The sequence below is a fragment of the Mesoterricola sediminis genome (genome assembly GCF_030295425.1).
Classification (GTDB): domain Bacteria; phylum Acidobacteriota; class Holophagae; order Holophagales; family Holophagaceae; genus Mesoterricola; species Mesoterricola sediminis.
On the sequence record NZ_AP027081.1, the window covers coordinates 3,233,660 to 3,258,988 of the forward strand.

Consider the following 25,329-nt stretch of genomic DNA (forward strand, 5'->3'; position numbering starts at 1 on the left):
GGGCTCAGACGGCGGCGGCCGCGTCCAGCAGGGCCTTCCAGAGGCCCTCCACGTCCGAGAGCTCCGTGGCGGCGCTGCCGATGGAGACCCGGAGGATCTGCCGGCCCTTGAGGACCGAGGGCGTGAGGTAGAAGCGGCCGCCCTTGTTCACCCGGCCCTGGATGGCCAGGTTGTGGGCCCGGAGGTCGTCCTCGTCCGTCACGCCGGCCGGGACGTGCCGCAGGCACACGGTCTGGAGGTTCACCGGGGCCATCAGCTCCCACCCGCCCGCGGCCTCCACCTGGGCCTTGAGCCACTGGGCGTTGGCCAGGTCGCGCCGGATGCGGGCCTGGAGCCCCTCGACCCCCTGGTCCTTGAGGAGGAACCAGAGCTTGAGGGCCCGGAACCGCCGCCCGAGGGGGATGCCCCAGTCCCGCAGGTTCTTCACCTGGCCGTCCTGGTCCGTGTGCAGGTACGAGGGGTTGGTGCTCATCACCCGGATGAGATGCTCCGGATCCTTCGTGAAGTACGCGGAAAGATCGAAACCCGTGCCCATCCACTTGTGGGGGTTCAGCACCAGCGAATCGGCCTCCTCGATGCCCTTCCACATCCAGCGCGCCTCGGGGCAGATCATGGCCGTCCCGGCCATGGCCGCGTCCACGTGCAGCCAGATGCCGTAGTCGGCGGAGAGGCGGCCCATTCCCTCCAGGGGATCCACGGCCGTCGTGGCCGTCGTGCCGATGGCCGCGACCATGGCGCAGGGACGCCGGCCGGCGGCCAGGTCCTCCTGGATGGCCCGCTCCAGCAGGTCCAGGCGCAGGGCGTGCTGGTCGTCCGTTCCGATGAGGCGCAGGTTGTTCCGCCCGAAGCCCGCCAGGAGGGCGGCCTTCTCCACGCTCGCGTGGGCCTGGTCCGAGGCATAGACCACCAGCGGAGCTTCCTCCGCCTGCATGCCGCCCCGGGCCTGCCCGAAGGCGCTGGACCATTCCCGGGCGCAGAGGAGCGCGCAGAAGGTGGACGTGGACGCCGTGTCCTGGATGACCCCCGTGAACGCCGCGTCCAGCCCCAGCATCTGCCGGAGCCAATCCATGACGACCTCCTCCACCTCCGTGGCGGCCGGGCTGGTCTGCCAGCTCATCCCCTGGGCGCCCAGGCCCGCGCAGGCCAGGTCCGCCAGGACCGACGCCAGGTCCGAATTGGACGGGAAGTAGGCGAAGAAGCCCGGATGGTTCCAATGGGTGATCCCCGGCAACACCACCCGGTCCAGGTCCCCGGTGAGGCCCGCAAGCCCCTCCCCCTTGGCCGGTGGCTGCGACGGCAGGAGCCGCTTCACATCCCCCGGCTCCAGCGGACTCATGACCGGCAGATCCCCCATGCGGTCGCGGTACTCCGCGATCCAGTCGACCAGTTCATGGCCCAGGCGGCGGAATGTTTTCGTATCCATGGGAACCATTCAACCCAATTCAGCCGGCCCGGCCAACCGGGAATTGAGCTTTCCTCCACTTTCCCGGAAATTTCCAGCCCCCCATCCCCCCCGCCCCCGCCCCCCATTCAGTTGCCACCTCTCCGCCGGGGCGATATACTGCAGGACCCGTCACAACGGGAAACGCAGCCGTAGCTCAGTTGGATAGAGCGTTGGCCTCCGAAGCCAAAGGTCGCGCGTTCGAGTCGCGCCGGTTGCACCAGTCCCTGAACGATAACCCCTGTAGCTGAACAAGCTTCGGGGGTTTTCCTTATCCCAGCCAAAGAGCCTGAAGCACCCGCAAGTGGACTTCAGGGATAGCGTTTCCCGCCAGCCAGGGCACAACATGGGCACAACGATTCCTGCCCTGAATGCCAGTTTCCGCAAGGCTATCTGGCACTTCCCGCCTAGCCCGTGACCCTCGCCAGCCAACCAGGGAGGGGTTTTCCCCGGTCGACAGGACCGCGCCTGGAATGCCCACGGGTGGAGGACCTATTAACGGGACCCATCTTGAGGCGGGTTAAGGGTTAACCAGAAGGTAGGTATAGGGCTTCCTTGCGCGTCCAGAGATCCGTTTGCGCGGTAGATAAGCAAGCAGACATGGAAGGTTCCGCCAAACCCAAGGAGCAGGTTCATTGACAGCCCTCTACCATGCGAGTCCGCGTGGTCAGCCATATCGCGCCCTGGCATTCAAGTCGGCGCTCAAGGTCCCCTTGTCCTTCGGCTCAGAGTTCGGCAACCGATGGAACCCCAAGAAGTCCTTGAGTGACAAGGGAAAACCAGGGATCAGGGTCAAGCGTAGTCAGCTGGTCTCTCAGACAATAAGGAACTATTACAAATATAACAACTTATTACTGTCCCTCCGGAATAAGCGAGGACCACCAACGGTCCCGCCCGGAGATATGGACCATGACGACCCATGCCAGCCAGTTCAACCGCTATTCCCGCTACCAATGGATCTACCATGCGCTCCTGGAAGGTGGTGTCCCCATCGCGGTCCTCAAGGCTGGCAGCAAAAAGATCGCTGCACCAACGGCGCCCCAAAGTCTCTGCAGGGACCTTCAGCACGTCGAAATCGCCCTGGATGACCTTGGATTGAACCTGGGCGCCATCACCCACAACAAGGACCTGCCAGGTATCAACCCCAACCGGTTTGCGGATCTGGACATTGACGACCTTGGGCATGGCTGCGACCTCTCCCCATTCAATTTCCGGGTATGCCGCAAGGATGATCCTGAACTTGGTCACTACTGGTTCAGGGTTGCGGACCCTTCCCAGCCCATCGAGGCTTCCAATCCAGCGACGCATGACGTGTGTACCTGGAACACGGTCCTGCCTGGTTCGATCCATGCGGATGGCTCCATGTACGAATTGCAGGTCAAGGAAGATGGGATCTGGGTTCCATGGGATGGTCAGCCCTTCAGCCTCGACCTGCTGCCGATCCTTGATCCTGCGCCCTATCGGATATCGCCCAAGGACCGGGAATCCGCCCTGAACAAGAGAAACACCCGGACGCGCCCGGAGCAAAAGCGCGTAGAAGTCCTGTGGGTCACCGCATCAGGCAAACCTGAAACCCGGTTGAAGAAGGCGAAATTCTATTTGCGTGGGAAAGCCTGGAAGTCGATTTCCGGCATGAATGGTCACGGCACCTTCCTGGCAGTGATGTGCAACCTGAGGCTTTACTTCCAACTTCCCCTCAGCCTCGCCATGCCCCTGGTCAAGGAGCATTACAACCCTCGTTGCATCGATGCCCATGGGAACCCCGCGCCCTGGTCGGACAAGGAGATCGAGCACAAGTTCGACGAGGCTGGAAAACCGGGCATGTTTCCCAGCCTCGGCGTATCGGATCCCAAGGCGAAAGCGAAGGTGGCTGCGGAGGCATTGCATAGCCAGGTAAGAACCTTCCTCGGCACCTTTACAGTTCCTGGAGGTTCCTGCCGCCCTGCAGAATTGCGATGCGCATTCATCGCCTTCAGGTGCGGAGAGGACGTCTCGGAGACGGCATTCGGAATCGCCATGGAGGCAGCGTGTGGGATCCGAACCAGGAAACCTGGAGGGGTTCGTGCCTATGTCGGAATCCACCTCTCGGAGGCGGGTTTAGGGTTAACCAGAAGTGGTGTAGCAATTCAAGAGGCAGCTTAGAGAGGCTGTTGCCTGAATGTTGCCCACGAGGTATTCCCCGAGACAGCACACAGTCAATGGTCGAACTCATCCTTCAAGGTTGCTCGCAGTTCATTCGTTCGTGCCCGGGTGATCCGCTCCAGCGCAGCCGTCTTGATCTGTTCCTTGATGGATCCGCCCTCGTAGAAATGAGCCTCGAACTCGGCGGTGGAGTCGCGAACCTTGATCCAGTCTCTTTGGGCTTGGATCAGCAACTCCCGGTGCTTCTGGTCAACAAGCCGCCCCAAAAGGGTCTTGTACGTGGCGTTCAATTCCCGGTCAGCTTCCTGGTATTTCCTCCAAGCACAAGCCCTCATCTCAATTGTAGTCTGCGGGTTCTCACAAGGATCAATCAGCCGGAGGCTCAAGGCGATGGGAACCTGGTTAAAGTCCTGAACACGAACCTCGGCAATGACCTCAGGGAGATTGAGAAGGTATTCTCCCGGTGCTTCCCCTGGAGAAAGCCGCTCCGCCACTTCAAAAACGTCCTTCGCCTTGATGATCCCGAATTCCATAATGCAGTCTGCAGCGACGGTCCGACGGTCAAGCCTCCATGGCTGATGCCCCTCTGAGAGCGCCTTGCCGATTTCGCGAGCGACGGCTTCAGGGTTCAACCGCTCGTAACTGAATTGGGATGCTTCTCTCCAGCCTTTTGGCAGCCGAGCCGCAGCAAGCATAGGGCTGGAGGGCTGTTCGCGCCTTGTTGGCACTTGAGCGTTGGCGAAACTGGTCGTCATCACCATGGTTGTAGCCAAGCCAATTGAACCAATCTGCATACCCACGCTCTTAGGCATCCTTGTTATTTATTGGAACAAAGACAATTTTACCACCTTGGTCTTCCTTGTATACGATCACAAGTTGTCCCCGCATCCCATTAGCATCAACATCAGCAATAGCTGCATCAGTGATATTTTTATCGGATCCTGAATCCTCATAAGACATTTTTTTAAATTCCGCAAATCCTTCAACCGTTTCAAACTGGATATCAACCACTGCAGATTCAATTTCATGAATTCTTCCGACCTCATCATCTCTTATAAGCAAATCTACCGAAGGGAAATGAATTGAAACGACTCCATTGCCGTTATCGTCAACGGGAACGGGAAGACCTTGGAACTCCACCATAGCTGCTCGTTCCAATCCTTTAAGGTCTATCGGTTCACGATTAGCATCAAGGATAGTAAATTTAGACAGGATTGGAATTGGTCTAGTTTTTGGAATAAATTTCCAGTCAAAATGATGAACAATACGATTAAACAGCCTTAACCCCGAGGCAAGAAGCCAGGGAAATGAGTCAACTTCTGACAATCGTAGACAGCGAATATTGTGATGCGCCGCTTTAGCCATTGCAGCTTTAGTAAACCCCTTTGGAGAAACTATGACTCCCCTGGCAATGCCAGTATCCCGGCATTTTGCCCAAAAGCTTTCAACATCATTGACAGTTATCTTTCGAGAGCGATCACGGCACTCAATGGCTATTTCTACGCAATGATGGTTTGCCTTAAGCAAAATTAAAACGTCATGCTCACGCAAATCTCCAGTAATTCGATCTCGAATATATGCTGGAGATTCAATGGTGACATTTCCTTTGCTACCCAAGACTCGCTCCAGGGTAGCCACTAGTTCTTCTAATGATTTGCCTGGGCGCTTCTTCTTCAATGAATTCATATAACACTCGTCCCCATTACATTAGCAACTCAATCATCCGTTACATTTATGGACCTTAGCATCCTGTCGTTTTCATCTGTGCAGCCCTTGTGACAATTAAACCTTTGCCTTGGCTTATGCCTATAAACAAAGTAGGAAGGGAAACATTATAGTGATCAGTCAGATCAATCAATAAATCAATATTCCCATCGGAGTTAAGGTCACCTGCCCAGAGCAGCCGAATTTCCCCTTCGCTTCCCACCCCAACGAATTTTCCATCGTGGAACCAAGCATTTTCATACTCTGCCAGCACCTGCATTCGACCACCGATCCGCAACACGAGTTTTGCCGAAGTTTTATCATAATCTCCCTGAGGAATGGGAGGAGGGCACTCAAGCGTGAGAGTATAGGTCTTCCCGTTCTTCATCGACAAATCGACTGGCGAATTTGGCGTAAGGCTTATTTCCCCAGAAACACGTTCTGCCAGATGTGCGGCAACCTTGGGTACCTTTCTGAACAAGAATAGAGGTGAACCAAGATTCTCGATGATAGAAACCCTCTTTCCCGTCTTCTGGCTGCCTTCATCGACCATGCCATCAACTACAGCATCAATTTTTAGAGTCGCCTTCCGCACCACATCACTTCTATCAGTTCCTGAGAGCAGAGCGAACCAGCGTTCACCGGTTTTCCCATGGACCTCAGAGCCATGCCATTCCCCTGTCAGCAGTAAATCGCCCACCTTTCGGGAATATGGAGATTGAGCGGACAGGAATACACAAAGTACAACCGCTGGTGAGGCGCGACGGATTTTGACGGTCACTTCATCCTCCAACGGATAACTGATGCTCCTTTGAGGGTTCGCACCTGAAGCGAGTGAAGGTCTAGGACGTACCTAAAGCCATGTTCATTCTCGATGACGAGACAACCCTTACCTTGAGCGATCTTTGTGATGTAACACGCCTGGATGTCTTCTTCCACATCCGGATCCACGATGACGGAATAGACCTGTCTTCGCCAAAGAGCAATGCCTGATTTAAGGTCGGTCGCAAGCACGACCCCCATCAGGAAGCCATGGGGAACGGAATATTCGGTTCCATCAATCCGTAGAGGCGGCACCGCCGCTGGGGCGCTGCGCTTGGCGTGAACCCCAGATGGCGCAAGCGTCAACGTGGAAACGAGGATCATTCGAACAAGGAAATTACCCCCTAACATCCGTTCCCTCACTTCTATTTTCGATCGACTTGGACAAGGTTGATCGCGGACTTAATGCGGACAATTTGCATGATGCCTGGTCTGAACTTGGTGATTGGGCAGACAACGAAATCGCCCACAACGGGCTTGTCAAAAAAGTTTCCAGGAAGGGACCGGAGGCTTGCGGGAAGTTCTTCACCCGAATCTTCACCATGGACTCCAAGCACCCGCTTTGTCCCAATGATCCATATCCGGAGGCTAGGAGTTCCGTTCCAAGCTGACAAGCGCCCATGCACCTTGAAGGCAGGACCGGCACCTGCGTCAGCCCGTGCGCAATCGCATTTCACTCCTTCCAGGTCTTCCTTTGCTACCTGGGGAGTCGCAGCATGCACGGCGCTCAAGGCTATGAGGATAGCCCCTGAGAATATCGCTGCAAGGTAGATACGCATTGCGGGTGATTCCGAATAGAACCTTCGTTTTCCGTAAGATGTCCGAGTATAGCTTGCCTATGCGAGCCCCAAACGTCGACCGAGGGTTTCTTGAGCTGTGCGTTTAGCCTGAATGGAAGTCTCAATGTAGATCATCGTTGTGGCGATGTTTTTGTGCCCGAGCATCCCTTGGATTTCCGTGATCGGGGTTCCAGTTTCGGCGTGGAGCGACGCGAATGACGCCCTAAGCCGGTGCTGCGTCACGGAACCCAACCCAAGTTCCCCGCAGAAGCGCTGGAGGACCTTCTTGCAGAACTGTGGGCGGTGGGGCTTGCCATCTTCAGCAGGGAACACCCATTCGCTCAGGATCGGCGGCAGAGCATGGATCGCACCAAAGCCAGTCCGGGACCGGTAGAACCCTTGCCTCCTTCCCTTTGGCTTTGCCCACGGTGTAGGTCCGCTCCGCTGGGTTGAACCACTCCCAGCGCATTCCCAGAGCCTCGGATTCCCGAAGCCCAAGCCCGATCATCACCCTCACCAGAACCCGCACATGACGGTTCCGGGCTTGCCGATCGAGGGAAGCAAGGAAGTCCTTGATCCTCAACACAGGCACTACCGGGCGCGGCTTCCTCTGCACCCGCAGTTTGGGAAGGCGGAATGGCGCAGCCTGGAGGTAGTGGGATCGGATCGCGAACTGGACGATGGCATTCAGAGTCCGGAAGGTGTTGTTCGCATAGGTCGGTGAACACCCTTCCTCCAGCATGTGCGCCCTCAGGACCGTCGCCTCCTGGGTGGTCAGCCTCTTGACGGGCAAGGCTCCAACCTGCGGCAGCACCCACCGCCTCAGGGCACACTCCGCACTCACCCAATGCCCCTTGGAGAAGGTCGCCTTGTTCACGGTCAACCACTCCATGACCAGTTCCCGCACCGTCACGATCCTGGAGGGTCGGTTCAACTGCCCGTTGAGCAGGTCCTTTCGCTTCTCCTCCAGCACCGCCCTGGCTGTCGGCAGATCGGTTGCCCTGGTGGATCCGTGGACCCTCTGCCCGTTGACCTTCAGGCTGTAGTGCCAGAAACGCCCAACGCGCTTGAGTCCCTGGTGCCCTGTTGCCATGTCTCGCTCCCCTGGAAGGGCGAGGCTTCAGGACTGCATGGAAGGGCAAGGGCACAACATGGACACAATCCATGTCCACCGATCAAGGTAAGAGCTTTGTTTACTGGCGTTATCGCTTGTCGACCCTTTGCCTCCGAAGCCAAAGGTCGCGCGTTCGAGTCGCGCCGGTTGCACCAGTCAAAGCCCCCGCAAGGGGGCTTTCCGTTGCCTGGTCCGCGACTCGGACGCGCGAGTGGGTTGCGGAGACGGTCCAGTGGACCGTCGGAGCAAGCCGCGGGACCCGCAGGGTGTAATGAGTCGATCCTGCGAAACCCCTCCCGGCATTCAGAGGGCCCCAGAGGCCTCCCGATCGAGCCGGATCACCTCCAGGTGACGACAGAGGGCTTGTAGGGCCTCCCAGGCGTTGCCGGTGAGCATGCACAAAAGGGCCCTGAGGCGGGCCAGGATCTTCCGAAGGTTGTGCCCGGCCCCGCAGAGGATCGCATTGATCGCGTCCCCTGCCATGCCTTTGAGGAAGTTCCGTCCCAGCAACCCGTCCGCCTTCATGTGTCCGATCTCCGGCTCCACCGCGGATCGCCGTCGTAGGTGGCGCTTGAGGGTGTAGCCGAGCTTCCGGGTGCCGCTGGTGAGGACCCGGCTTCGTTCCTCGGGAACTCCATGCCCCTTGTATCCTCGGTCAACGAAGGTGTGGGCCGGAACCTTGCCTGTGAGCCGCTCGACCTGGTCGAGTTGACCTTCCAAGGTGTGGCCATCGTAGGGGTTGTCCGGGCAGGTCTGAATGCCGACGACGAAGCCTTCCTTGTGCGTGACGGCGAGGCTGACCTTCACCCCGAACTCGTAGGGGCGGTGGGCCTTCCCTTTGGCGATGCACTCCACCTCGGGTGCATGCAGGCTGTAGATCTTGCCCTTGGTGAGCCGGGTCTGACCGAGAATGAGCTCCGCCAGAATCATGGTCCGCTTGTTGCGGTCGAAGGCGACATCGGACATCTTCCGCTCGACATCGCGCATCACCCGGCCGGCCATGGTCTTCAGGCTCTTCAGGACCTTCTTGGCGCGCTTGAATTGCCTGGCCTTGGAATGGCCGCCGTGCTTGCGGAAGGCCCGGTCCATCATCCGGCGGTAGCTCTGGCGCAGGACCAGACCTTCGTCCTTGGCCACGCGGAGCATGGCTGCATGAACCTTGCGGTAGAGGCGCGCGTCGGTGGGGTGCTGCACATTCTTCGGCTGGACGGTGGTGTCCACGATGACCTTGTCGAAGCTCGTCTCGGTGATGGTCCGGGTGGCCTTGCCCGCCTCGATCGTGATCTTGAGCAGCTTCTCCACGCCCTTCTCGCCGATCCGCTGCCGCCAGCGGGTCATCTGGGTCGGATGAACGGGCAGGTCATGGCGGAAGAATTCCTCGCCGCAGAAGAACTGCCAGTAGGGGTTCTCAACTCAGCGGGCAACGGTCAGCTCGTCGGAGAGGTTGAAGGTGTGCTTGAGGAGTTGGAGGCCGGCCATGAGCCGGGTGGGGACCGCCGGTCTGCCGTTGTTGGGGCAGAACATGGGCCGGAATTCAGCGGCGATTGCATCCCAATCGATGGCCGCGGCAAGGCGGACCAGCTCGTGGTTCATGTCCAGGGCCAGGTCCAGGCGCATGGTCCCCATCAGGGTGCGTTCGTGGGTGGTTGCCTTGGGCTTGGGCTTCGTCGGTACACCGGAATCCGGGGGGTCGCCCCCTACTATCTTGTGTACCTTATACTTGAAAAGTTTCATCAAATTACTGATTTATTTGCTGGTTGTACGTAATGCAGGGCCGACTAATGAACCGCCTGGTTTGGCATGCCACTTCCGATCTAATCGGCATGCCAAAGCAATCGAATCATGAAGGGTACTCGTCTGATTTGGCGCGCCAAATCAATCGGAAAACGAAGTCCGTCCTCACGGTCCCGTCGCCGCTGCCATAGACCGCCCGATTGAACGACTGGCCATTCTTCTGCGGTGTAATGTAGCGCCATATGCGGACAAATTGGCGCGTCAAAGCAACCGCCAGATGGCCTTCAGGCTTGGGTTGGATCGCTTTTTGCGTCAGGCGAGCCATTCTCGCGCCAGATCCACTCCCGGAAGACCAACTCGGAGACGATGGAAATGGAGAAGGCCGCCCAGAAACCTGCGCCGTACCACATGAAACAAGTCACAGCAAGCCATTGCCCGACATACATGGGGTGCGTAAACCATCGGTAGGGACCTGTCCTGACGAACTTGAACGGCACAGGAGAAGGACCAATGCGAGCCCCTTTTGGGTTCAGTTTTGCAGCCCAGGAAGTCAGGGCGATACCAGCAAAGCCCAAGATCAGGAGCAGAAATCGGAAATGTGCAAAAAAAGCAGCGATGTTGCCGAAAAAACGAAGCATGGTGGCCTCTTTGATTGGTTGACGCTAACAATTCGGGAGTTGATCAGCTCCGTTGGAGTGTTCAAGTGCTGCGGTCAACTGATCCCGTTGCGAGTGCAGGAGCCCGCAGGAACGTAGGAGCGACTTGTAGAGAGCGAATGCCTCAGTAAGTAAGGCCAGAAAGAGCGCGATGCCCAAAAGCCATGGCGCCAGATTCAAGCAGATGACCCAGATGAACATGAGAATCGCCCAAGGCAACAACAGAAGGCCGAGCCGTTTTAGACCCGTATCATCCATCTCGCTCGGATTCATGCCCTTGGGATCCAGCGGCTGAGGGTGTTGAATAGAAAAACGTAGCCCGACGCGCGCTTGAGCTAACGCCAGCGTGCTACACAAAAGAAATGCATATAAGCAGAGTGAGGGGGGCATGGGAGTTGCGAAAACTGCACAGAGCATCAGAAGAAAGACGACTGTGAACTTGTACAGCAGGGTGCCAGCGAGCTTTCCCAGGAGAAGATCGGAATCTTCAAGAGGAAGTGTCCAATACCCCCGAACGCTGGCGCGGTCAAAACCGAACAAGGCGCAACTGAACTTGCCCCCAAGGGGAAGCATGACCCAGCTCATACAGCCAACAGTCCAGGAAGGTCCGGGGCGAAGCCCTACAGCAAGGGGTTCAATCAAGCTCAAGAGCGCGATGAATGGCAGGAATAGGAAAATGCGTCCGTTCTTGCTGCTGATAATTCCGTACCATCTATATTTTGCCACACCCATCCACAGGCGATCGAAAGTCCAAGGCTTCCTGAAGCCCATGTCGGCTTGGTGTCTGGTCTCCCCCAGCAAGTCACGTCGAAGCACTCCATACGTCGCGAAGATAAGAATGATGGTCCACCCCACTGCCAGGCCGATGGCATTTAAGGGGGGCCAGCCTCCAGAAAGGATTGCTTCCCAACAAAGAACAAGTTGGGTTGTGGGGAGCCATGGCGCCAAATGAATCCCGAACTGTTCGATGGGAAGCGAGCGAAGTGTCTGTCCCTTGAGAAGAAATGAGATCAGAGCCCGCATCGCGAAAAAAACTACTGCATAGATGGCCAAGATCTTCAAGCTGCTTCCAACATGGCGGCTCACAGAACCCACTAGGTGTTCCAGACAAATGAGCCAAAGGAGCATCAGTGGAATACAGGGAATTACCGAGAAAAGCAAGCTCGGGTGGGCCAGGGACGCACCAAAGCAGGCAGCAAGCCCTATGATCCAGAGGAAGACCTTGATCGGTGTAAACAGGGAAGCCACCAGTTCGCTCAGGAACAAAGCATGAGGAGGGGCAATAAAGGGTCTAAAGGGTTCGAAATTTAGAGTGCAGGTGCCATCCCATATCCCAGAGAGAGTACCAGAGCCCAGTAGTAGATTGGCCATTACAAGGCCTATAATATAGGGATTGGCGTGTCCAAGGGCGTTGGCGGCATAATGTGAAAATATCCCAGTAGCGACTAGAGATGGAATGGATATGATGCAAAGGAAGACAATCAACCCTTTCCTCTTGCGCGGGTTGTTCTTCAATTTCTCTGAATATAAGGCTGCACGGAAAAGGTTCACATCCATGTGAGCGCTCCCGCCTTAGCCTTTCCGACCGTACGCAGGAAAAGAGACTCCAATGTCTCGTTTCCTCTGAGGAGTGATTCAGCCGATCCATCTGCCTCTATGCGTCCCTGGTTGATGATAATAAAGCGACTGCAAAGACGTTCTGCAAGGCCGAGTAGGTGGCTGGTCATCAAGATGGTTGTCCCATGGTCACGCAGGGATTCCAACAAGGAGCGGAGCGTGTCGGAGCTGACAGGATCCAGGCCTTCAAAGGGTTCATCTAAGAAAAGAAGACTAGGGGCATGAAGAAGTGCAGCGCTGAGGGCCGTTTTCTTTTTCATTCCAAAACTGAAATCAACTATTGGAAGCGGTTGTAAGAAATCAATTTCCAGCAATTCGCCGAGTTCTCGGATGCGATTCTGAAGAACCTCTTCTTGCAATCCGTGGATTCGGCCGACGAAATGCAGATACTGCTCACCCGTAAGCCCATCAAACAAGGCAGTCGTATCAGGCATAACGCCCATGATGCGACGCAGAGCTGTTGGTCGGCTCTCAACGCGATGTTTACAGATGTCCATGCTGCCTTCCGAAGGGGAAAGCTGGCCGGTCAATAAACGAACAAGCGTTGTTTTTCCCGCACCATTCCTTCCGAGAATTCCTATAAATTCGCCTGCTTGAACTTGAAAATTGATTTCTTTAAGTGCCCATACGTCACCAAAACGGCGCCCAAGGCTTTCCACGTTAATCACCATTTAGGTCTCCAAGTGAAGCCATGCTGGCGTAAGCGTCAATGAGGGAACGAGGATCATTCGAAAAAGGAAACAACCTCCCACCATCGCCCCCTCACTTCCGTTCACGGTCCATTCGGACAAGGTTGGTCGCGGACTTCATGCAGACAACTTGCGTGACACCTGGTCGGAACTTGGTTCGTGGACAGACAACGAAGTCGCCCACAACAGGCTTGTCAATAAAGTCACCAGAAAGGGAACGGAGGTTTTCTGGGAGTTCTTCGCTCGAATCATCCCCACGGGCTCCAAGAATCCGCTTTGTTCCAATAATCCCTATCCGGAGACGGGGAGGTCCGTTCCAAGCCGACATGCGTCCATGCACCTTGAAGGCAGGCCCGGCACCTTCGTGGGCCTGTGCGCAATCGCCATCCACCCCTTCTGGGTCTTTCTGGGCGACCCGGGGAGACGCAGCATGTAATGCGCTCAGGGCTAAGAAGATAGCCCCCGAGATCAAGGATGGAACAGGGGTGGGCATTGCGGCTGATTCCGAATGGATCCTGGATTTCTGGGAGGTTCCTAATGATAGCTTGCCTTGGCGAGCCCAAACGCCGGCCGAGGGTTTCTTGGGCGGTACGTTTTGCCTGAAGGGAAGGCTCAAGGGAGGTCCTCGCTGGGACGATGTTTTGTGCCCGAGCATCCCTTGGATTTCCGGGACAGGTGTTCCTGTTTCAGCGTGCAGGGAGGCAAACGTCGCTCGAGGTCTGTGCTGCGTCACCGTGCCCGGAAGGGCCCTTGGGTCAGGGAGACCTGGAGGACGCGTTCGGACTGGGCGAAGGCCGCGGTGATCTGCTCGAGGAACCGCGCTGCGAGGGGGTGGCATTCAGGCCATTCTGGAAAGCCTGGGCTTGTTCCAGGGCGGCATCGTGGCTCGACCGGACCTGGAGGACGCGCTTGGACATAGGGGCCAGAGGTGCCGCAGGGGGTGCTTGAGCCAGGGCCAAATCGGTGAGGGCCCTTGCGATGCGCCCGTTGCCGTCCTCGAAAGGATACAGGGTCACCAACCCAGGATGGGTCAGGCCGGCGCGGACCAAGCCGTCCAGCCTGCCGTGGGATTCGTTGAATTTCGATGCGGCCGACCCTCACGCCCCGCCGGGCAAGCCCTGGGGATTCGGGGGCCCTCCCTTCCCGGCGCCGGGCGCCGCCTTGGGCCCCCGGCTCTGCACCCGGTCCATCCCCGCGGCTTCACGGGGCCGCCCCCCCGCCCTGTTGCCAGGGGCTCCTGGAGCGGCAACACTCCGAAGCAAGCCCCCACGAGGTTTCCCATGCCCCTGCCCTTCCCCGCCGAGATCCCCCCCGACTTCCAGGCCCGGCGCGGCTGGCGGCTGACCCTGAACGGGGCGCCGGTGGAGCCGGTCACGGGGTTCACGCTGGAGGCGCCGGCCTTCGGAACGCTGGCCTACGGGCTCCTGCCCCGCGGCTACGACGGCTGGTGCTTCCACGAGACGGGCGGAGGCGGGGTCGTGGTGGCGCCCTTCGCCACGGTGGACGGACGGCTCCATGTGGGCGTCATCCGCCAGGCCCGGGCCTTCCAGGGCGGGGAGGTGTGGAACCTCCCCCGGGGGTTCCGGGATCCGGGAGAAACGGCGAGCCAGGCGGCACGGCGGGAGCTGTTCGAGGAGACCGGCCTGGAGGTTCCGGAGGCGGAGATCCTCGTGCTGGGCCCTCCGGGCAATCCCAACAGCGCCTTCTTCCGCACCGACGCCCCCGGCGAGGGCATGGGCATCTGCGCGGCGGCCGTGGACCCCGCCCAGGCGGCAGGCCGGACCGGACCCGACGCGGCCCACGAGGGCATCACGGATTTCCGTTTCATCCCCTGGACGGAAGCGGCCGGTCTGGGCGACATGATCACCAATGCCGCCGTCGCGCGCCTCCTCGCCCATCTCGCGACGGCCCCCGGGGAGGTCCGCCTGTGAGCCGCCACCCCGAGTACCTGGATGTGCTGGACACCGTCCGCCTGAGCAGCCGGAACGGACAGGATGCCACCGCGGACCGGGTCCTCGCCCGGGCCCGGCTTTCCCTCGCCCTCCTCCAAGGCCGGGTGCCGGTGCTGAGCCAGACCCAGGTCTTCGACTCGCCTATCCTCCTGCCCGACACGTTCGAGACCTCCGACTTCCAGGACCTCTGCCAGCTATTCTCGGCTGGTCTCATCCAGATGCGGCCCTTCGGAACGCCGGGGGCCGTGGAGGCCTTCCGCCGAGCGCTGGCCCGGGATCTCTTCGTCTTTTCCGCCTGGCCCGAACTCCCGGACCGGCGGGGGGGCAGCGCCGATCCGCGGGGGGACCTGCTGGCCTTCCTGGAGGATGGGCGGGTCCACGGCCTGACGCCGGCCCTTCACGCCCGGGCCGAGGCCCTGGTGGCCCTGGACCGCCATGAAAAGCGCTTCGAAGGACGGCGCCCGGCCCAGGGTCGGGCCCCGCGCCTGGCCCAGGTGTTCGCCCAGGTCCGCCACGGTCTGAAGGCGCCTGGAGGCCTGGCCCCCATCCTGGACCGCCTGGCAAGCCAGCCCGGAGACCGCAGCGCCCTCTATGGGGCCATCGAGGCGGGCGACGAAGCCCCCGCCCTCCAGGCCGCGGCCCGGGAGCTGGTGGACGCCTGCTACAACCGCGTGGTGGCCGGATCCCTCGGCCTCCACCGCATGGAACTCACCCTCGCGGCCACCTCCGCGGCCGAGGCCGCCCAGGCCCTCCTCGCCCGGGAGGAAAAACACCTGGAGACGCAGGTGGCCGAGGTCCTCCTGCCTCCGGACGGCAAGGCGCTTCGCCCGGTGGACTGGACCCTCCTCCGGGACTTCCGCCAGCGCTTCCCGGAGGGCATGGCCAGCCCCCACTACGCGAAGGCCGGTTCCGCCTTCCTGGCCCAGGCCATCGCCCAGCGCGGCCAGACGGCATACGGCCTCGCCCTTCGCCTCGCCACCTGGGCCATCCCCACCGCCCTCGGCGCGGCGGCGGGCTGGACGAGCCCCGCCTCCAGCAGTCAGGCGTTCCAGATGGTCCTGTGGGGGGCCCCGGGCGCCCTGGGGCACGTGCTGCACACGACGGTCACGCGGGTGTCGACCCAGCGCCTGGAAAAGCGCTTCCGGGCGCTGCTGGGCACCGTCCGGGCCTGAGTCCCGGGCTCAGTGGGTGATGTAGTGCTCCAACTGGCCGATGACGAACTGCTGCTCGGAGATGACTTCCTTGACGAGGTCGCCGATGGACAGGAAGCCGGCGACGGTGCCATCGGCGGCCAGCACGGGCAGGTGCCGCACGTGCTTCTCGGTCATGATCTCCATGCACACCTCCACGCGCTCCGTCAGCGGGACGGTGATGAGGTGCTCGCTCATGACCTCGCTGACGCGGGTGTCTGCGGAGGAGCGGCCGTGGAGGATCACCTTCCGGGCGTAGTCCCGCTCCGAGAAGATGCCCACCGGACGGTCGCCGTCCATGACCAGGAGGGCGCCGATGTCGTGCTTGGCCAGCAGGTGCAGGGCCTGGAGCACGGTGGCGTCGGCGGCCACCGACAGCAGGCGGTGGGGTTTGCCGGCGAGGAGCTGTTCCAGGGATTTCATGCCGCCTCCGAAGGGCCGAAACCGGCGCTCCGTGCGGCGGTCCGGGCTTTGGCCCGAAGGTAGGGCGTTTCGGGAACGAGTTCCATTTAAATAAATTTTTCCGGATTCGAGCCTCAGGGATTGGGCAGGTCGATGGCCGGCAGGTCAACGTAGAACCGGGCGCCTTCGCCCAGCCGGGTCTCCAGGTCGATGCTGGCGCCCATGGCGTCCACCATCTGCTTGACGATGCTCAGCCCCAGGCCCGTGGACTTCTCCTGTCCCGTGGGCCGCGCGCTGTGCCGCGCGAAGCGCTGGAAGAGGCGTTTCCGGTCCTCCTCGGTGAAACCCGGTCCCTCGTCAGCAACTATGAGCCGAACATGATCGCCCCGGCGCGCCAGCTCCACGGTGACCCGCCGCCCCGCGGGCGAGAACTTGATGGCGTTGGACAGGAGGTTCTCCAGGATGCCCTGGCAGAAGCGGGCGTCGCCCGTCACCCAGAGGGGGCCGCCCTCCGACGCGTGGAGGAGGCGCACCCCCTTGGCCTCGGCCGCCGGCCGGTGGCGGCCGACGACCATGTGCGCCAGGGAGCGCAGGTCCACGGGCTCCCGCTCGGGCCGGAGGCTGCCGGATTCCAGGGCCGTCACATCCAGGAAGCGGCCGATCAGATCGGCCATGTCCCGGCCCGCCGCGAGGATGGCCGCGGCCCCGCGCCGGATCGCCGCGAGGTCGTCCTCCTCCTGCAGCAGCTGCGCCTCCAGCACGATGCCGCTGAGGGGATTGCGGAGGTCGTGGGCGACGATGCCCATGAAATTGGTCTTCTGGGCGTCCAGGGCCTGGAGTTCCGCGTTGGCGGACTCCAGGTCGAGGGTGCGTTCGCGGAGTTCGCGGGTCCGGTCCTGGATGGCGGCCTCGAGGGCCGCGTTCCGCCGGCGCAGGGCCCGGGAGCGGCGCCGGACCAGGGCCGCCACGCCCCAGGACGCCAGCAGGGCGCCCGTCGCCGCCGCCCACCAGGTGCGGAACCAGGGGGGACGCACCCGGAAGGCGAGGACGGCCTCGGGACCGATCGCGCCGTGGACGTCCATGGCCCGGACGCGGAACCGGTAGCTCCCCTCCCACAGGCCGAGGTATTCCTTGAAGGGCTCCCGCGTCCAGGGAGACCAGTCGTGGTCGAGCCCGTCCATCCGGGTCTGGAACAGGACGCCGTCGCCCGCGTCGAAGGCCGGAGCGGCGAACTCGAACCGGAGCCGGCCCTCCCGGTGGGCCAGCGCCACCGGGGCGCCGGCGCCGTCCACGGGGAGGACGCGGCCCAGGGCCGTGGCCGCCCTGCGAAGCCGCGCCTCCGGGGCGGCGGCGCGCTCCCGGACCTGGAGGGTGTCGAGGCGGTGCAGGAGACCGACGTCGCCGATCCAGACCGCGCCCGGCTCCACGAGGAGGGGGCTCTCGTCCTGGGCCTGGAAGCGCCGGGACGGCGCGATCTCCCAGCGCAGCCCGCCCCCCGGCGCCGGCACGGCGGCGCCCAGCAGGTAGCGCAGGGTGGTCCGGTCCTTCACGATCATCCACAGCCGGCCGGTGGGGTCGGCCTGGAGGTCCTGGAGCCCGTAGGGGCTGCCCGCGAGCAGCGCGCCCAGGGCGGGATCCGGCACGAAGGCGCCCCTGGCCGCGTCGAAGCGGCAGGTCCCCTCCGGGGTGGAGAAGACCAGGCCTCCCCCGAAGGCGTGGACGGTGATCTGGTAGGGGGACGGCAGGCCCTGGGCGGTGCCGTAGCGGACCACCTCCGCCCGGGGGGCGCCGGGGGCGCCGGTGACCCGGACCCGGAGGACGCCCTGGGTGCCGGTGCACAGCCAGTGCCCGCCCGCGCCATCGGGACAGCCGCCGCGGATCTCCTCGGTGATGCCCTGGAGGGCGGCCTCCCGGCGCCAGGTTCCGCCTCCCTGGCGGAGGGTGAACAGCCCGGCCAGGTGCCCCACGAGGATCCGGTCGCCGTCCAGGCCCAGCCAGCGGCATGCGGTGAGGGAGGTCGCCACCGGCTCCGCGGCGCCGCCCCGGATCCGGTACACCCCCCCGTAGGACGCGGCCAGCAGGTCCTCGCCGACGCTCAACAGGTGCCAGGTCTGCCCCTTGATGCCGGTCACCTGGGCGAACCTCGCCCCGTAGGGCCCCGGCGCGAGCCGGAACACCCCCAGGCTCGTGCCCGCGTACAGGACGCCCTTGTGGCGGTGGAGGCTGAGCACGTGGCCCCGGAGGCCGTTCTCGACGCCGAAGCGGGTGAGGGGGTCGGGGTGCTCGACCCGGGCGAGCCCCTCGTCCAGCCCCAGCCAGAGGCCCCCCGTGCGGTCCTGCCGGACGCCCAGGACGGAATCGGTGGGCAGGCCCGTGCTGCGGTCCACGAGGGTGGCGATCCGCCCTTCCCGGTCCGCGGTCAGCAGTCCCCCCATGAGTGTGCCGATGACGAGGGTCCCGTCCGGAAGGCGCGCATGGCTGTAGAGGAGCGCCTTGGCCAGGCGCCCCGCGGCCTCCGGCGCGAAGGGGCGGATTCCTTCGCCGTCGTGGAGCCACAGCCCGGTCCGGGTGCCGACCAGCAGGGTCTCCGCGGACCAGGGCTCGACCATGAAGACCTTCTCCCCGGCCAGGGCCGCGGTGCCGGGAAGGACCTTGAAGGCGTCCCCCTCCAGGACGGCCAGGCCGGAGCCCACCACGTGGACCAGGATCCGCCCGCCGGCCTCGAAGATGCCCGTGAAGGCCCGCCCCGGGGGCGCCCAGCTCCGGACCCGCGCGCCGTCCCAGAAGAAGAGGCGCTCCGTGGCGAGGAAGTAGACCCCCCGGGGCGTGGCGAGGGTCCGCCAGATGTAGTTGAAGTTCCGGTCCTCCGGCGCCGCGGCGTCCAGCAGCGAACGGTAGCGGAATCCGCCGTCCCCCGTGCGTTCGAGGGTGCCGAAGTCCCCCGCGGCCCCCACGCAGACCCGGCCCCGGGCGTCCACCGCGAGGGAGCGCACGTGGCGGCGCTGGGAGATGGGCGCGAGTTGCCAGCGGACCCCGTCGTAGACGAGGACGCCCTCGTTGTTGGCCACGAACACCAGCCCCTGGGCATCCTGGACCACGTCCCAGTTCTGGGAGCCGCCGGGCAGGTCCCGGGGCGTCCACAGCCGGAGGGGAGGCAGCCCCTGCTCCGGCGGCAGGGCGCGCACCTGCGGCCAGGGCGCGAGGGCCAGGGCCGTCCAGAGGTAGAGGCATCGTGTAAGCGTCAAGGCGTACCGGTGAGCTGTCATCCCATCCTATGACGAATCCCGCCGCCGCGAACCGGGGTCTGCGCGGGGACTTGACGGGTCATATTATTTATTTATTTTCTGTCCAGGAGGCTCCATGAAACGCCTGACCGCCCTGCTCATCCCCCTCGCGCTGGTGCTCGCGGCCAGTCCGGTCCTCGAAGCCCACGGCCGCGCGGGTTCCGCCCGGGGAGGCAAGCACCACCCCTCCAAGCGACCCGCCGTGAAAAAGCACCTGCCCGAGGGTCACGTCGGCCACATGCGCTGAAGTTCGGGCACCATGGGGCACGGCCCCCCGGGGGGCCGCTCCGAGGTCCACCATGCGCCCCAAAGAGACCGTCCTCGCCTGGGTCAAGGCCTTCAACCGCGCGGACGCGGATGATGTCGCCCGCTTCTACGCGGAGGACGCCATCCGCCACCCGGTGACCGACTTGGCCCAGTCGGGGCGCGAGGCCGTCCGGGAGGCCTACGCCCGGGAATTCCGGGACGCCGACCGGGTCTGCCTCGTGGAGAACCTCTTCGAGGACGGCGAGTGGGCCGTCCTCGAATGGAAGGATCCCCAGGGGCTGCGGGGATGCGCCTGCTTCCGCGTGGTGGACGGCCTCATCGTCCTCCAGCGGATCTACGGGTGAGCCGGTGCTATCCTGACCGCCTCCAGGTCCCGGAGCGCCCATGGCCGTCAGCATGTCCAGGCTCGATGAACTGATCGCCCTCCGGGCCCGGGAACGGGAGGAGGCCCAGCGGGACCATCTCCGGGCCATGACCGGGCGCCTCGACGAGGCCCTGGGGCCGCGCGTCCTGGAGGCCCTGGATCCCGGGGGGGAGGGTGGCTGGGAGGCCGGGCCCCTGGCCGCGGCGCGGCGCTTCGTCTTCCGGAACACGGAGTACCACCTGGCCGTCCACGCCCCCCTGGGCGCGCCCCGGGTGGAGGTGGAGCTCCGTCACGCGGACCTGCGCTTCAACGCCCTGGCGAAGAAGACCGCCCTCCAGGACGTGGACGAGGACTGGTTCCTCGCCAACCTGGAGACCCTGGCCGGCCAGGTCCGGGACCGCCTGGTGAACCCCCGGAACTTCACCTGAGGTGGCGCTTCGCCTCGGCCAGGAACCGGGCCCGGGCGAAGGCGTGGTCCACGAGGGGCGCGGGGTAGCCCGGGGCGCCGCCGGCCTCCCAGGGGCGGTGGACCACGCGGGTGGGGAGGCCCGCCAGTTCCGGCACCCACCGGCGCACGTAGACGCCGTCCGGGTCGAAGCGCTCCCCCTGGGCCACGGGGTTGAAGACCCGGAACCAGGGCTGGGCGTCGCAGCCGCAGCCCGCGCTCCACTGCCAGCCCATGCTGTTGTTGGGGAGGTCCGCGTCCTCCAGGTGGGCCAGGTAGTGGGCCTCCCCGAGGCGGTAGTCCACCAGGAGGTGCTTGGTGAGGAAGCTGGCGGCCACCATGCGGGCGCGGTTGTGGACCCGGCCCGTGGCCAGGAGCTCCCGGGCCGCGGCGTCCACCACGGGGTAGCCGGTGCGGCCCTCGGCCCAGGCCCGGAACGCGGCGCCGTCGTCCCGCCACGGGAAGCCCCGGAAGGCGGCCTGGAAGGGCGCGTCGACCAGTTCGGGCCAGGCGCGCAGGAGGTGGTGGGCGAAGTCCCGCCAGACCAGCTGGCGTTGCCAGGCGGGCGCTCCCGGCCGGCCCGAGGCGGCCGCCCAGGCCTGGCCCGCGCTGACCCGGCCCGCGTGGAGGTCCGTGGACAGCCCCGAGGTCCCCGCCTGGTCCAGGCGATCCCGGGCCTCGGCGTAGGCCGCCAGCCCCCCCTCCAGGAAGGGGCCGAGGCGATCGGGGAGCAGGGGTCCCGCGGGCCAGCGGGCCAGGTCCGCCGGCAGGGGGTCCAGGCGCTCCGGCGCGTCCAGGGGCCGCGCCAGGAGGGCCCGGCGCTGGAAGGCGCCATGGTAGGCGGTGAAGATCCGGAACATGCCCCCTTCCCCCGTGCGCAGGCCCTCCGTCAGGGTCTCGCCGGGGAAGAGGCGCAGGGGGCACGGCAGGGCGTGGGCCAGGGCCGCCTCCTGGGCCCGGGCCCCGGGCTCCGAGAAGGCCAGGGCGTGGACCGCCCCCGCGCCGAGGCGCGCAGCCAGGGCCGGCAGGACCTCCAGCGGGTCTCCGGGCGCGTGGACCAGGCCGGAGCCCAGGGCCTCGAGGCGCGCCGCGAGCTCGCCCAGGTACGGCCGCGTCCGGGCGTCGGGGAGCCCCGCGAAGACCGGCACCGCCGCCGGCGCCGCCGCGGCCAGGGACCCCAGGTCCGCCACGCGCAGATCCTTGCCCCGGTACCAGACGATGATCGCCATGAAAGCCCCCGTTCCCTTGAGATTCTTAACGGAAGGCGGGCGCCGGGAACCAGGATTTTTTCGGGGTATGCTGGGGGGGTCAGGAGACCGCCATGCCCGAAACCGCCATCACCTTCGACGACGTCCTCCTGATCCCCGCCTACAACCACCACGAATCGCGGCGCATCGTGGACATCGGCATGACCGACAAGACCGGCAAGCTCACCCTGGAGCTGCCCATCCTGACGGCCAACATGGACACCATCACCGAGGACGCCATGGCGGACTTCATCTCCGCCAAGGGGGGCATCGGCACCCTGCACCGCTTCTGCACGGTCGAGGAGAACGTGGAGATGTTCCGGCGCTGCCGGGGCCCGGTCTTCGTGAGCGTGGGCACCTCCGAGAAGGAGATGGAGCGGGTCGAGGCCCTGAAGGCCGCCGGCGCCCAGTACTTCTGCGTGGACGTGGCCCACGGCCACGCCAAGTACGTGGGGAAGATGATCAAGCGCATGCGCCAGATGCTTCCCAATGAGTGCATCATGGCGGGCAACGTGGCCACCTACGCCGGCGCCGACTACCTGGCCAGCGTGAAGGCCGACATCATCAAGGTGGGCATCGGGCCCGGCAGCGTGTGCACCACGCGCATCAAGACGGGCTTCGGGGTGCCCCAGCTCACCGCCATCCAGGAATGCGCCCGGGCCGACCGCTCCATCGTCGCCGACGGCGGCATCCGGTACCCGGGCGACATCGTGAAGGCCCTGGCCTTCGGGGCCGACTTCGTGATGGTGGGCGGCATGCTGGCCGGCACCCGCCCGACCCCCGGCGAGCCCCTCCTCGACGACCTGGGCCAGCCCACCCACAAGAGCTACCGGGGCATGGCCAGCAAGGAGGCCGCGGACGACCACCTCGGCGGCCTCACCGGCTGGAAGACCGCCGAAGGTGTGGCCACCAAGGTGCCGTACCGGGAGGACGAGGACGACATCATCGCCGACATCGTCGGCGGCCTGCGCAGCGGCCTCACCTACGCGGGCGCCAACACCATCCGGGAGCTCCAGCGCAAGCTCAACTACATGGTCATCACGCCGGCCGCGCGCATGGAGAGCCTGCCGCACAAGCTCATGCAGTAGGCGCGACGACGGCCCTCACTTGGAGGCGGGGTCGATGGTTTCCACGGAGTCGATGGTCAGCCACGCTTTCCCGGGATCCATGAAGGCCGCGTCGTTGACGGTGTAATTGACCTTTTTGTCGACGGTCATGTCCTTGAAGGTCACGTTCTTGGAGGCAAAGGACGAGCCGAACTTCTTGAACGAGAGGTTGACGTCCATCTCCACGGCGTGGCCGTCGTCATCCGTGGCTTCGATGGCGAAGATGCTAGAGAAGCTGAGAGCCGTCGTGTCGAAGTAGAGGTAGATCGCCTGCTTGGCGGGAACCTCGGCCAGGAACCGGTCCGCGGGCTGGCTCTTCACCTTGCCCACGACCTTCCGCGGCTTCGGGTCGGACACGCCGGTCGCCACATAATAGTTGCCGACCGTCAGGAACTTATCGACAACCCTCAGCTTGATCGGCAGGTCCGTGTTGTTCTTGATGACCGTGAACCGCGAGCGCACGAGGCCCAGCGCGGGATCGGCCTGGGCCGGGGCGCAGGTGAGCACGGCAATCGCCGCCAGCGCGGCAGGGCGCAGGTTCATGAATTCCTCCGGGGTTGGGGGTGAGACCTTTCGGGATGGAAGGCTGGGGCAAATATTAATTCTTTATCGCATCTGTCAAGCCCCCGGCGCGTAGGCAAGCTCCGGGCCCCCAGGTAAGCTGGAGGCATGACCACCAAGCGCTTTTTCACCTACGAGGAGATCCATCGCACGGTGGCCGCCCTGGCCCGGGAAATCCAGGCGAGCGGCTTCGACCCGGACGTGACGGTGGCCATCGGCACCGGCGGCTTCATCCCCGCCCGGATCCTGAAGACCTACCTGAAGAAGCCCATCCTCACCGTCGGCATCAAGCTCTACGGCGACGACAACGTCATCCACGGGGGCCCCAGCAAGGTGCAGTGGATCGACGAGGTGGAGCGCAAGCTGAAGGGCCGGCGGGTGCTGCTCATCGACGAGGTGGACGACACCCGCACCACCCTGGCCTACTGCCTGCGCGAGCTCCTGAACCACGAGCCGGCCGAGATCGCCGTGGCCGTGCTGCACTGCAAGGACAAGCCCAAGCGGGACGAGCTCCCCGGCGCGGTGAAGCGCTACTGGGCGGGCCAGCACCTCCAGGACGTCTGGGTGGTGTACCCCTGGGACGCCGAGGACATCGACGCCCACTGCGCCCAGGCCGAGCAGGCTGGGCACCGGTAGGGCCGGCCCGATCCATGAACCAATCAATCAATCCGGGGAGCGCCGCCCCCACCCCGCCCCGCACGGGCGTCCAGAAAAAACAGGTTATATAAGTAAGTCTTAGGAAAAAGGCTTGAAATTCCGCTTCCCCGGGAGCTTGATAGGCTTATTCTTTCAATGAAGTCCATCACCCATTGGACGGTGCAGCCGCAACCGCCGGAGGAACCCATGAACCAGGTCGTCGCCCGCTACCAGGATGGCCACCTCATCAAGGGCCATACCGTCGATTTCACGCCCACCAGCGAACGGTTCCACGTGTACCCCTTGGGCTCGTACCCGGGGGCCAAACCGCTGGAGATCGATGTCACCGATCTCAAGGGCGTCTTCTTCGTGAAGAACCTCCAGGGCAACCCGGCCCACGTGAAGCGCAACATCTTCGAACCCACCAACCTGACGCCCGGGCGCAAGGTGCGGGTCGTGTTCAAGGACGGTGAGGTCCTCCTCGGCCATGCCCAGGGCTACCACCCCGAGCGCAAGGGCTTCTTCATCCTCCCCGCGGACCAGCGGTCGAACAACGAGCGCTGCTACGTCCTCGCCGCGGCCACGCGGGAAGTCTCCATCCTCGGCGCCTGATCAGCGCGCGCGGAACAGCAGGTCCAGGTCCTCCTTGAGGCTCTGGAGGTCCTCCTCGTGCTCCACCTCCTGGGCGAGGATGCCCAGGGCCATGTTGTAGGTGACCGGATCCGCTTCGCGGGTGGCCTCCATCAGGTTCTTGTAGGTGGAGATCGCGCACTGCTCGCCGGCGATGTTCTGCTCCAGGAGGGTGCCCACGAAGGGATCCTCGGGGGCGTCGTAGGGGCAGGGGCTGAATTCGCCCCACTGGGAGGGGCGCAGGATGGGAACCCCGCCCAGCTGGACGATGCGGTTGGCCACCAGGGTGGCGTGGGCCAGCTCCTCCGTGGCGTGGAGGTTGAGTTCGGCGGCGACGGCGTCCTTCATGGGCCCCTTGATCAGCTTGGCCCCCAGCCAGTACTGGTAGTAGGCGAGCCATTCGCTGGCGTAGGCCGCGTTCAGGAGCCGCAGCAGCTCATTGATGTCCATGCCGACGATTTCCCGGCCCTTGGTGCCCATGGGAGCCTCCGTGTGGGCCCCCAGCATAGCCTAGGTCGGGAGGGATTGTGACGGACATCCCCCGGAG

General features: G+C 63.5%; 25 protein-coding genes, 1 tRNA gene and 1 pseudogene. 10 read left to right on the plus strand and 17 right to left on the minus strand.

Annotated features, from left to right (window positions below):
• Nucleotides 1–4 precede the first annotated feature (4 nt).
• A complete protein-coding gene (locus R2J75_RS14155; protein ID WP_243331347.1) occupies nucleotides 5–1,423 on the minus strand; it encodes a pyridoxal phosphate-dependent decarboxylase family protein in 1,419 nt (472 codons plus the stop codon).
• A gap of 164 nt (nucleotides 1,424–1,587) precedes the next feature.
• Here R2J75_RS14155 and R2J75_RS14160 point away from each other — a divergent pair.
• A tRNA-Arg gene (locus R2J75_RS14160) sits at nucleotides 1,588–1,664 on the plus strand.
• A gap of 686 nt (nucleotides 1,665–2,350) precedes the next feature.
• Entirely contained in the window at nucleotides 2,351–3,583 is a 1,233-nt protein-coding gene (locus R2J75_RS14165; RefSeq protein ID WP_316410423.1) for a hypothetical protein, read from the plus strand.
• Between the two features lie 53 nt (nucleotides 3,584–3,636).
• On the opposite strand, the gene R2J75_RS14170 is transcribed toward R2J75_RS14165, so the two are convergent.
• The 11 genes and pseudogenes from R2J75_RS14170 to R2J75_RS14215 all read right to left on the minus strand — a co-directional run bounded on the left by R2J75_RS14170 (nucleotide 3,637) and on the right by R2J75_RS14215 (nucleotide 13,747).
• Nucleotides 3,637–4,344: a lysozyme inhibitor LprI family protein gene (locus R2J75_RS14170; RefSeq protein ID WP_316410424.1), complete on the minus strand. Its 708-nt coding sequence runs from the start codon at nucleotides 4,342–4,344 to the stop codon at nucleotides 3,637–3,639.
• Nucleotides 4,345–4,387: 43 nt separating this feature from the next.
• Nucleotides 4,388–5,269, minus strand: a complete 882-nt coding sequence (locus R2J75_RS14175; protein WP_316410426.1) for a restriction endonuclease — start codon at nucleotides 5,267–5,269, stop codon at nucleotides 4,388–4,390.
• A gap of 55 nt (nucleotides 5,270–5,324) precedes the next feature.
• Complete coding sequence (locus R2J75_RS14180; RefSeq protein WP_316410427.1) at nucleotides 5,325–6,068, minus strand: hypothetical protein; 744 nt, start codon at nucleotides 6,066–6,068, stop codon at nucleotides 5,325–5,327.
• The gene (locus tag R2J75_RS14185; protein ID WP_316410428.1) at nucleotides 6,065–6,433 is read right to left on the minus strand and encodes a hypothetical protein; all 369 of its coding nucleotides are present in this window, start codon (nucleotides 6,431–6,433) and stop codon (nucleotides 6,065–6,067) included. Before R2J75_RS14185 ends, R2J75_RS14180 begins: the two co-directional genes overlap by 4 nt.
• Before the next feature lie 512 nt (nucleotides 6,434–6,945).
• Nucleotides 6,946–7,221: a tyrosine-type recombinase/integrase gene (locus R2J75_RS19960; RefSeq protein WP_394365850.1), complete on the minus strand. Its 276-nt coding sequence runs from the start codon at nucleotides 7,219–7,221 to the stop codon at nucleotides 6,946–6,948.
• On the minus strand, nucleotides 7,208–7,981 hold the full coding sequence (locus R2J75_RS14190; protein WP_316410430.1) for a tyrosine-type recombinase/integrase: 774 nt from the start codon (nucleotides 7,979–7,981) through the stop codon (nucleotides 7,208–7,210). The genes R2J75_RS19960 and R2J75_RS14190 overlap by 14 nt, the downstream gene beginning before the upstream one ends.
• A gap of 324 nt (nucleotides 7,982–8,305) precedes the next feature.
• Nucleotides 8,306–9,628: pseudogene (locus R2J75_RS14195) on the minus strand (IS5 family transposase).
• Nucleotides 9,629–10,020: 392 nt separating this feature from the next.
• Nucleotides 10,021–10,374, minus strand: coding sequence for a hypothetical protein (locus R2J75_RS14200; RefSeq protein ID WP_316410431.1), 354 nt, complete (start codon nucleotides 10,372–10,374; stop codon nucleotides 10,021–10,023).
• A 24-nt stretch (nucleotides 10,375–10,398) separates the two neighbouring features.
• Nucleotides 10,399–11,949 (minus strand): hypothetical protein, encoded by a 1,551-nt coding sequence (locus R2J75_RS14205; RefSeq protein ID WP_243346138.1) that lies wholly within the window; start codon nucleotides 11,947–11,949, stop codon nucleotides 10,399–10,401.
• Nucleotides 11,940–12,680, minus strand: coding sequence for an ABC transporter ATP-binding protein (locus R2J75_RS14210; RefSeq protein WP_243346137.1), 741 nt, complete (start codon nucleotides 12,678–12,680; stop codon nucleotides 11,940–11,942). The genes R2J75_RS14205 and R2J75_RS14210 overlap by 10 nt, the downstream gene beginning before the upstream one ends.
• Nucleotides 12,681–13,453: 773 nt before the next feature.
• A complete protein-coding gene (locus R2J75_RS14215; RefSeq protein ID WP_394365851.1) occupies nucleotides 13,454–13,747 on the minus strand; it encodes a Fic family protein in 294 nt (97 codons plus the stop codon).
• A gap of 231 nt (nucleotides 13,748–13,978) precedes the next feature.
• On the opposite strand from R2J75_RS14215, the gene R2J75_RS14220 reads away from it, so the two are divergent.
• A complete protein-coding gene (locus R2J75_RS14220; protein WP_243335013.1) occupies nucleotides 13,979–14,629 on the plus strand; it encodes an NUDIX domain-containing protein in 651 nt (216 codons plus the stop codon).
• Nucleotides 14,626–15,822: a hypothetical protein gene (locus tag R2J75_RS14225; RefSeq protein WP_243335011.1), complete on the plus strand. Its 1,197-nt coding sequence runs from the start codon at nucleotides 14,626–14,628 to the stop codon at nucleotides 15,820–15,822. The genes R2J75_RS14220 and R2J75_RS14225 overlap by 4 nt, the downstream gene beginning before the upstream one ends.
• Before the next feature lie 9 nt (nucleotides 15,823–15,831).
• Here R2J75_RS14225 and R2J75_RS14230 read toward each other — a convergent pair whose 3' ends face one another.
• A complete protein-coding gene (locus R2J75_RS14230; protein WP_243335009.1) occupies nucleotides 15,832–16,263 on the minus strand; it encodes a CBS domain-containing protein in 432 nt (143 codons plus the stop codon).
• A gap of 113 nt (nucleotides 16,264–16,376) precedes the next feature.
• Nucleotides 16,377–19,508 carry an ATP-binding protein gene (locus tag R2J75_RS14235; protein ID WP_316410432.1) on the minus strand — a complete coding sequence of 1,044 codons (3,132 nt, stop codon included), beginning with the start codon at nucleotides 19,506–19,508 and terminating at the stop codon, nucleotides 16,377–16,379.
• Between the two features lie 94 nt (nucleotides 19,509–19,602).
• Here R2J75_RS14235 and R2J75_RS14240 point away from each other — a divergent pair, with 94 nt between their 5' ends.
• From R2J75_RS14240 to R2J75_RS14250, 3 genes are read left to right on the plus strand one after another with little or no spacing between them, the layout of a single operon-like run.
• A complete protein-coding gene (locus R2J75_RS14240) occupies nucleotides 19,603–19,773 on the plus strand; it encodes a hypothetical protein (RefSeq protein WP_243335005.1) in 171 nt (56 codons plus the stop codon).
• A gap of 52 nt (nucleotides 19,774–19,825) precedes the next feature.
• Entirely contained in the window at nucleotides 19,826–20,137 is a 312-nt protein-coding gene (locus R2J75_RS14245) for a nuclear transport factor 2 family protein (protein WP_243335004.1), read from the plus strand.
• Between the two features lie 40 nt (nucleotides 20,138–20,177).
• Complete coding sequence (locus R2J75_RS14250) at nucleotides 20,178–20,585, plus strand: hypothetical protein (protein ID WP_243335003.1); 408 nt, start codon at nucleotides 20,178–20,180, stop codon at nucleotides 20,583–20,585.
• On the opposite strand, the gene R2J75_RS14255 is transcribed toward R2J75_RS14250, so the two are convergent.
• The gene (locus R2J75_RS14255; RefSeq protein WP_316410433.1) at nucleotides 20,578–21,831 is read right to left on the minus strand and encodes a cryptochrome/photolyase family protein; all 1,254 of its coding nucleotides are present in this window, start codon (nucleotides 21,829–21,831) and stop codon (nucleotides 20,578–20,580) included. The two genes, R2J75_RS14250 and R2J75_RS14255, sit on opposite strands and share 8 nt — an antisense overlap.
• Nucleotides 21,832–21,923: 92 nt before the next feature.
• Between R2J75_RS14255 and R2J75_RS14260 the strand changes: the two genes are divergently transcribed.
• Entirely contained in the window at nucleotides 21,924–22,937 is a 1,014-nt protein-coding gene (locus R2J75_RS14260) for a guanosine monophosphate reductase (protein WP_243335001.1), read from the plus strand.
• Nucleotides 22,938–22,952: 15 nt separating this feature from the next.
• Here the strand turns inward: R2J75_RS14260 and R2J75_RS14265 are convergent, their stop codons facing one another.
• Nucleotides 22,953–23,498 carry a hypothetical protein gene (locus R2J75_RS14265; protein ID WP_316410434.1) on the minus strand — a complete coding sequence of 182 codons (546 nt, stop codon included), beginning with the start codon at nucleotides 23,496–23,498 and terminating at the stop codon, nucleotides 22,953–22,955.
• Between the two features lie 126 nt (nucleotides 23,499–23,624).
• Here R2J75_RS14265 and R2J75_RS14270 point away from each other — a divergent pair, with 126 nt between their 5' ends.
• Nucleotides 23,625–24,152, plus strand: coding sequence for a phosphoribosyltransferase (locus tag R2J75_RS14270; protein WP_316410435.1), 528 nt, complete (start codon nucleotides 23,625–23,627; stop codon nucleotides 24,150–24,152).
• A 207-nt stretch (nucleotides 24,153–24,359) separates the two neighbouring features.
• Nucleotides 24,360–24,764, plus strand: a complete 405-nt coding sequence (locus R2J75_RS14275; protein ID WP_243334996.1) for a DUF6982 domain-containing protein — start codon at nucleotides 24,360–24,362, stop codon at nucleotides 24,762–24,764.
• Here the strand turns inward: R2J75_RS14275 and R2J75_RS14280 are convergent, their stop codons facing one another.
• On the minus strand, nucleotides 24,765–25,262 hold the full coding sequence (locus tag R2J75_RS14280) for a ferritin-like domain-containing protein (protein ID WP_243334994.1): 498 nt from the start codon (nucleotides 25,260–25,262) through the stop codon (nucleotides 24,765–24,767).
• Nucleotides 25,263–25,329 lie beyond the last annotated feature (67 nt).

What these genes read in the sequence shown, in the direction of transcription:
- R2J75_RS14155 (WP_243331347.1), bottom strand. Translation starts at nt 1,423, where the DNA reads ATGGATACGAAAACATTCCGCCGCCTGGGCCATGAACTGGTCGACTGG.
- R2J75_RS14165 (WP_316410423.1), top strand. Translation starts at nt 2,351, where the DNA reads ATGACGACCCATGCCAGCCAGTTCAACCGCTATTCCCGCTACCAATGG.
- R2J75_RS14170 (WP_316410424.1), bottom strand. Translation starts at nt 4,344, where the DNA reads ATGGTGATGACGACCAGTTTCGCCAACGCTCAAGTGCCAACAAGGCGC.
- R2J75_RS14175 (WP_316410426.1), bottom strand. Translation starts at nt 5,269, where the DNA reads ATGAATTCATTGAAGAAGAAGCGCCCAGGCAAATCATTAGAAGAACTA.
- R2J75_RS14185 (WP_316410428.1), bottom strand. Translation starts at nt 6,433, where the DNA reads ATGATCCTCGTTTCCACGTTGACGCTTGCGCCATCTGGGGTTCACGCC.
- R2J75_RS14190 (WP_316410430.1), bottom strand. Translation starts at nt 7,981, where the DNA reads ATGGCAACAGGGCACCAGGGACTCAAGCGCGTTGGGCGTTTCTGGCAC.
- R2J75_RS14200 (WP_316410431.1), bottom strand. Translation starts at nt 10,374, where the DNA reads ATGCTTCGTTTTTTCGGCAACATCGCTGCTTTTTTTGCACATTTCCGA.
- R2J75_RS14205 (WP_243346138.1), bottom strand. Translation starts at nt 11,949, where the DNA reads ATGGATGTGAACCTTTTCCGTGCAGCCTTATATTCAGAGAAATTGAAG.
- R2J75_RS14210 (WP_243346137.1), bottom strand. Translation starts at nt 12,680, where the DNA reads ATGGTGATTAACGTGGAAAGCCTTGGGCGCCGTTTTGGTGACGTATGG.
- R2J75_RS14220 (WP_243335013.1), top strand. Translation starts at nt 13,979, where the DNA reads ATGCCCCTGCCCTTCCCCGCCGAGATCCCCCCCGACTTCCAGGCCCGG.
- R2J75_RS14230 (WP_243335009.1), bottom strand. Translation starts at nt 16,263, where the DNA reads ATGAAATCCCTGGAACAGCTCCTCGCCGGCAAACCCCACCGCCTGCTG.
- R2J75_RS14235 (WP_316410432.1), bottom strand. Translation starts at nt 19,508, where the DNA reads ATGACAGCTCACCGGTACGCCTTGACGCTTACACGATGCCTCTACCTC.
- R2J75_RS14240 (WP_243335005.1), top strand. Translation starts at nt 19,603, where the DNA reads ATGAAACGCCTGACCGCCCTGCTCATCCCCCTCGCGCTGGTGCTCGCG.
- R2J75_RS14245 (WP_243335004.1), top strand. Translation starts at nt 19,826, where the DNA reads ATGCGCCCCAAAGAGACCGTCCTCGCCTGGGTCAAGGCCTTCAACCGC.
- R2J75_RS14250 (WP_243335003.1), top strand. Translation starts at nt 20,178, where the DNA reads ATGGCCGTCAGCATGTCCAGGCTCGATGAACTGATCGCCCTCCGGGCC.
- R2J75_RS14255 (WP_316410433.1), bottom strand. Translation starts at nt 21,831, where the DNA reads ATGGCGATCATCGTCTGGTACCGGGGCAAGGATCTGCGCGTGGCGGAC.
- R2J75_RS14260 (WP_243335001.1), top strand. Translation starts at nt 21,924, where the DNA reads ATGCCCGAAACCGCCATCACCTTCGACGACGTCCTCCTGATCCCCGCC.
- R2J75_RS14265 (WP_316410434.1), bottom strand. Translation starts at nt 23,498, where the DNA reads ATGAACCTGCGCCCTGCCGCGCTGGCGGCGATTGCCGTGCTCACCTGC.
- R2J75_RS14270 (WP_316410435.1), top strand. Translation starts at nt 23,625, where the DNA reads ATGACCACCAAGCGCTTTTTCACCTACGAGGAGATCCATCGCACGGTG.
- R2J75_RS14275 (WP_243334996.1), top strand. Translation starts at nt 24,360, where the DNA reads ATGAACCAGGTCGTCGCCCGCTACCAGGATGGCCACCTCATCAAGGGC.
- R2J75_RS14280 (WP_243334994.1), bottom strand. Translation starts at nt 25,262, where the DNA reads ATGGGCACCAAGGGCCGGGAAATCGTCGGCATGGACATCAATGAGCTG.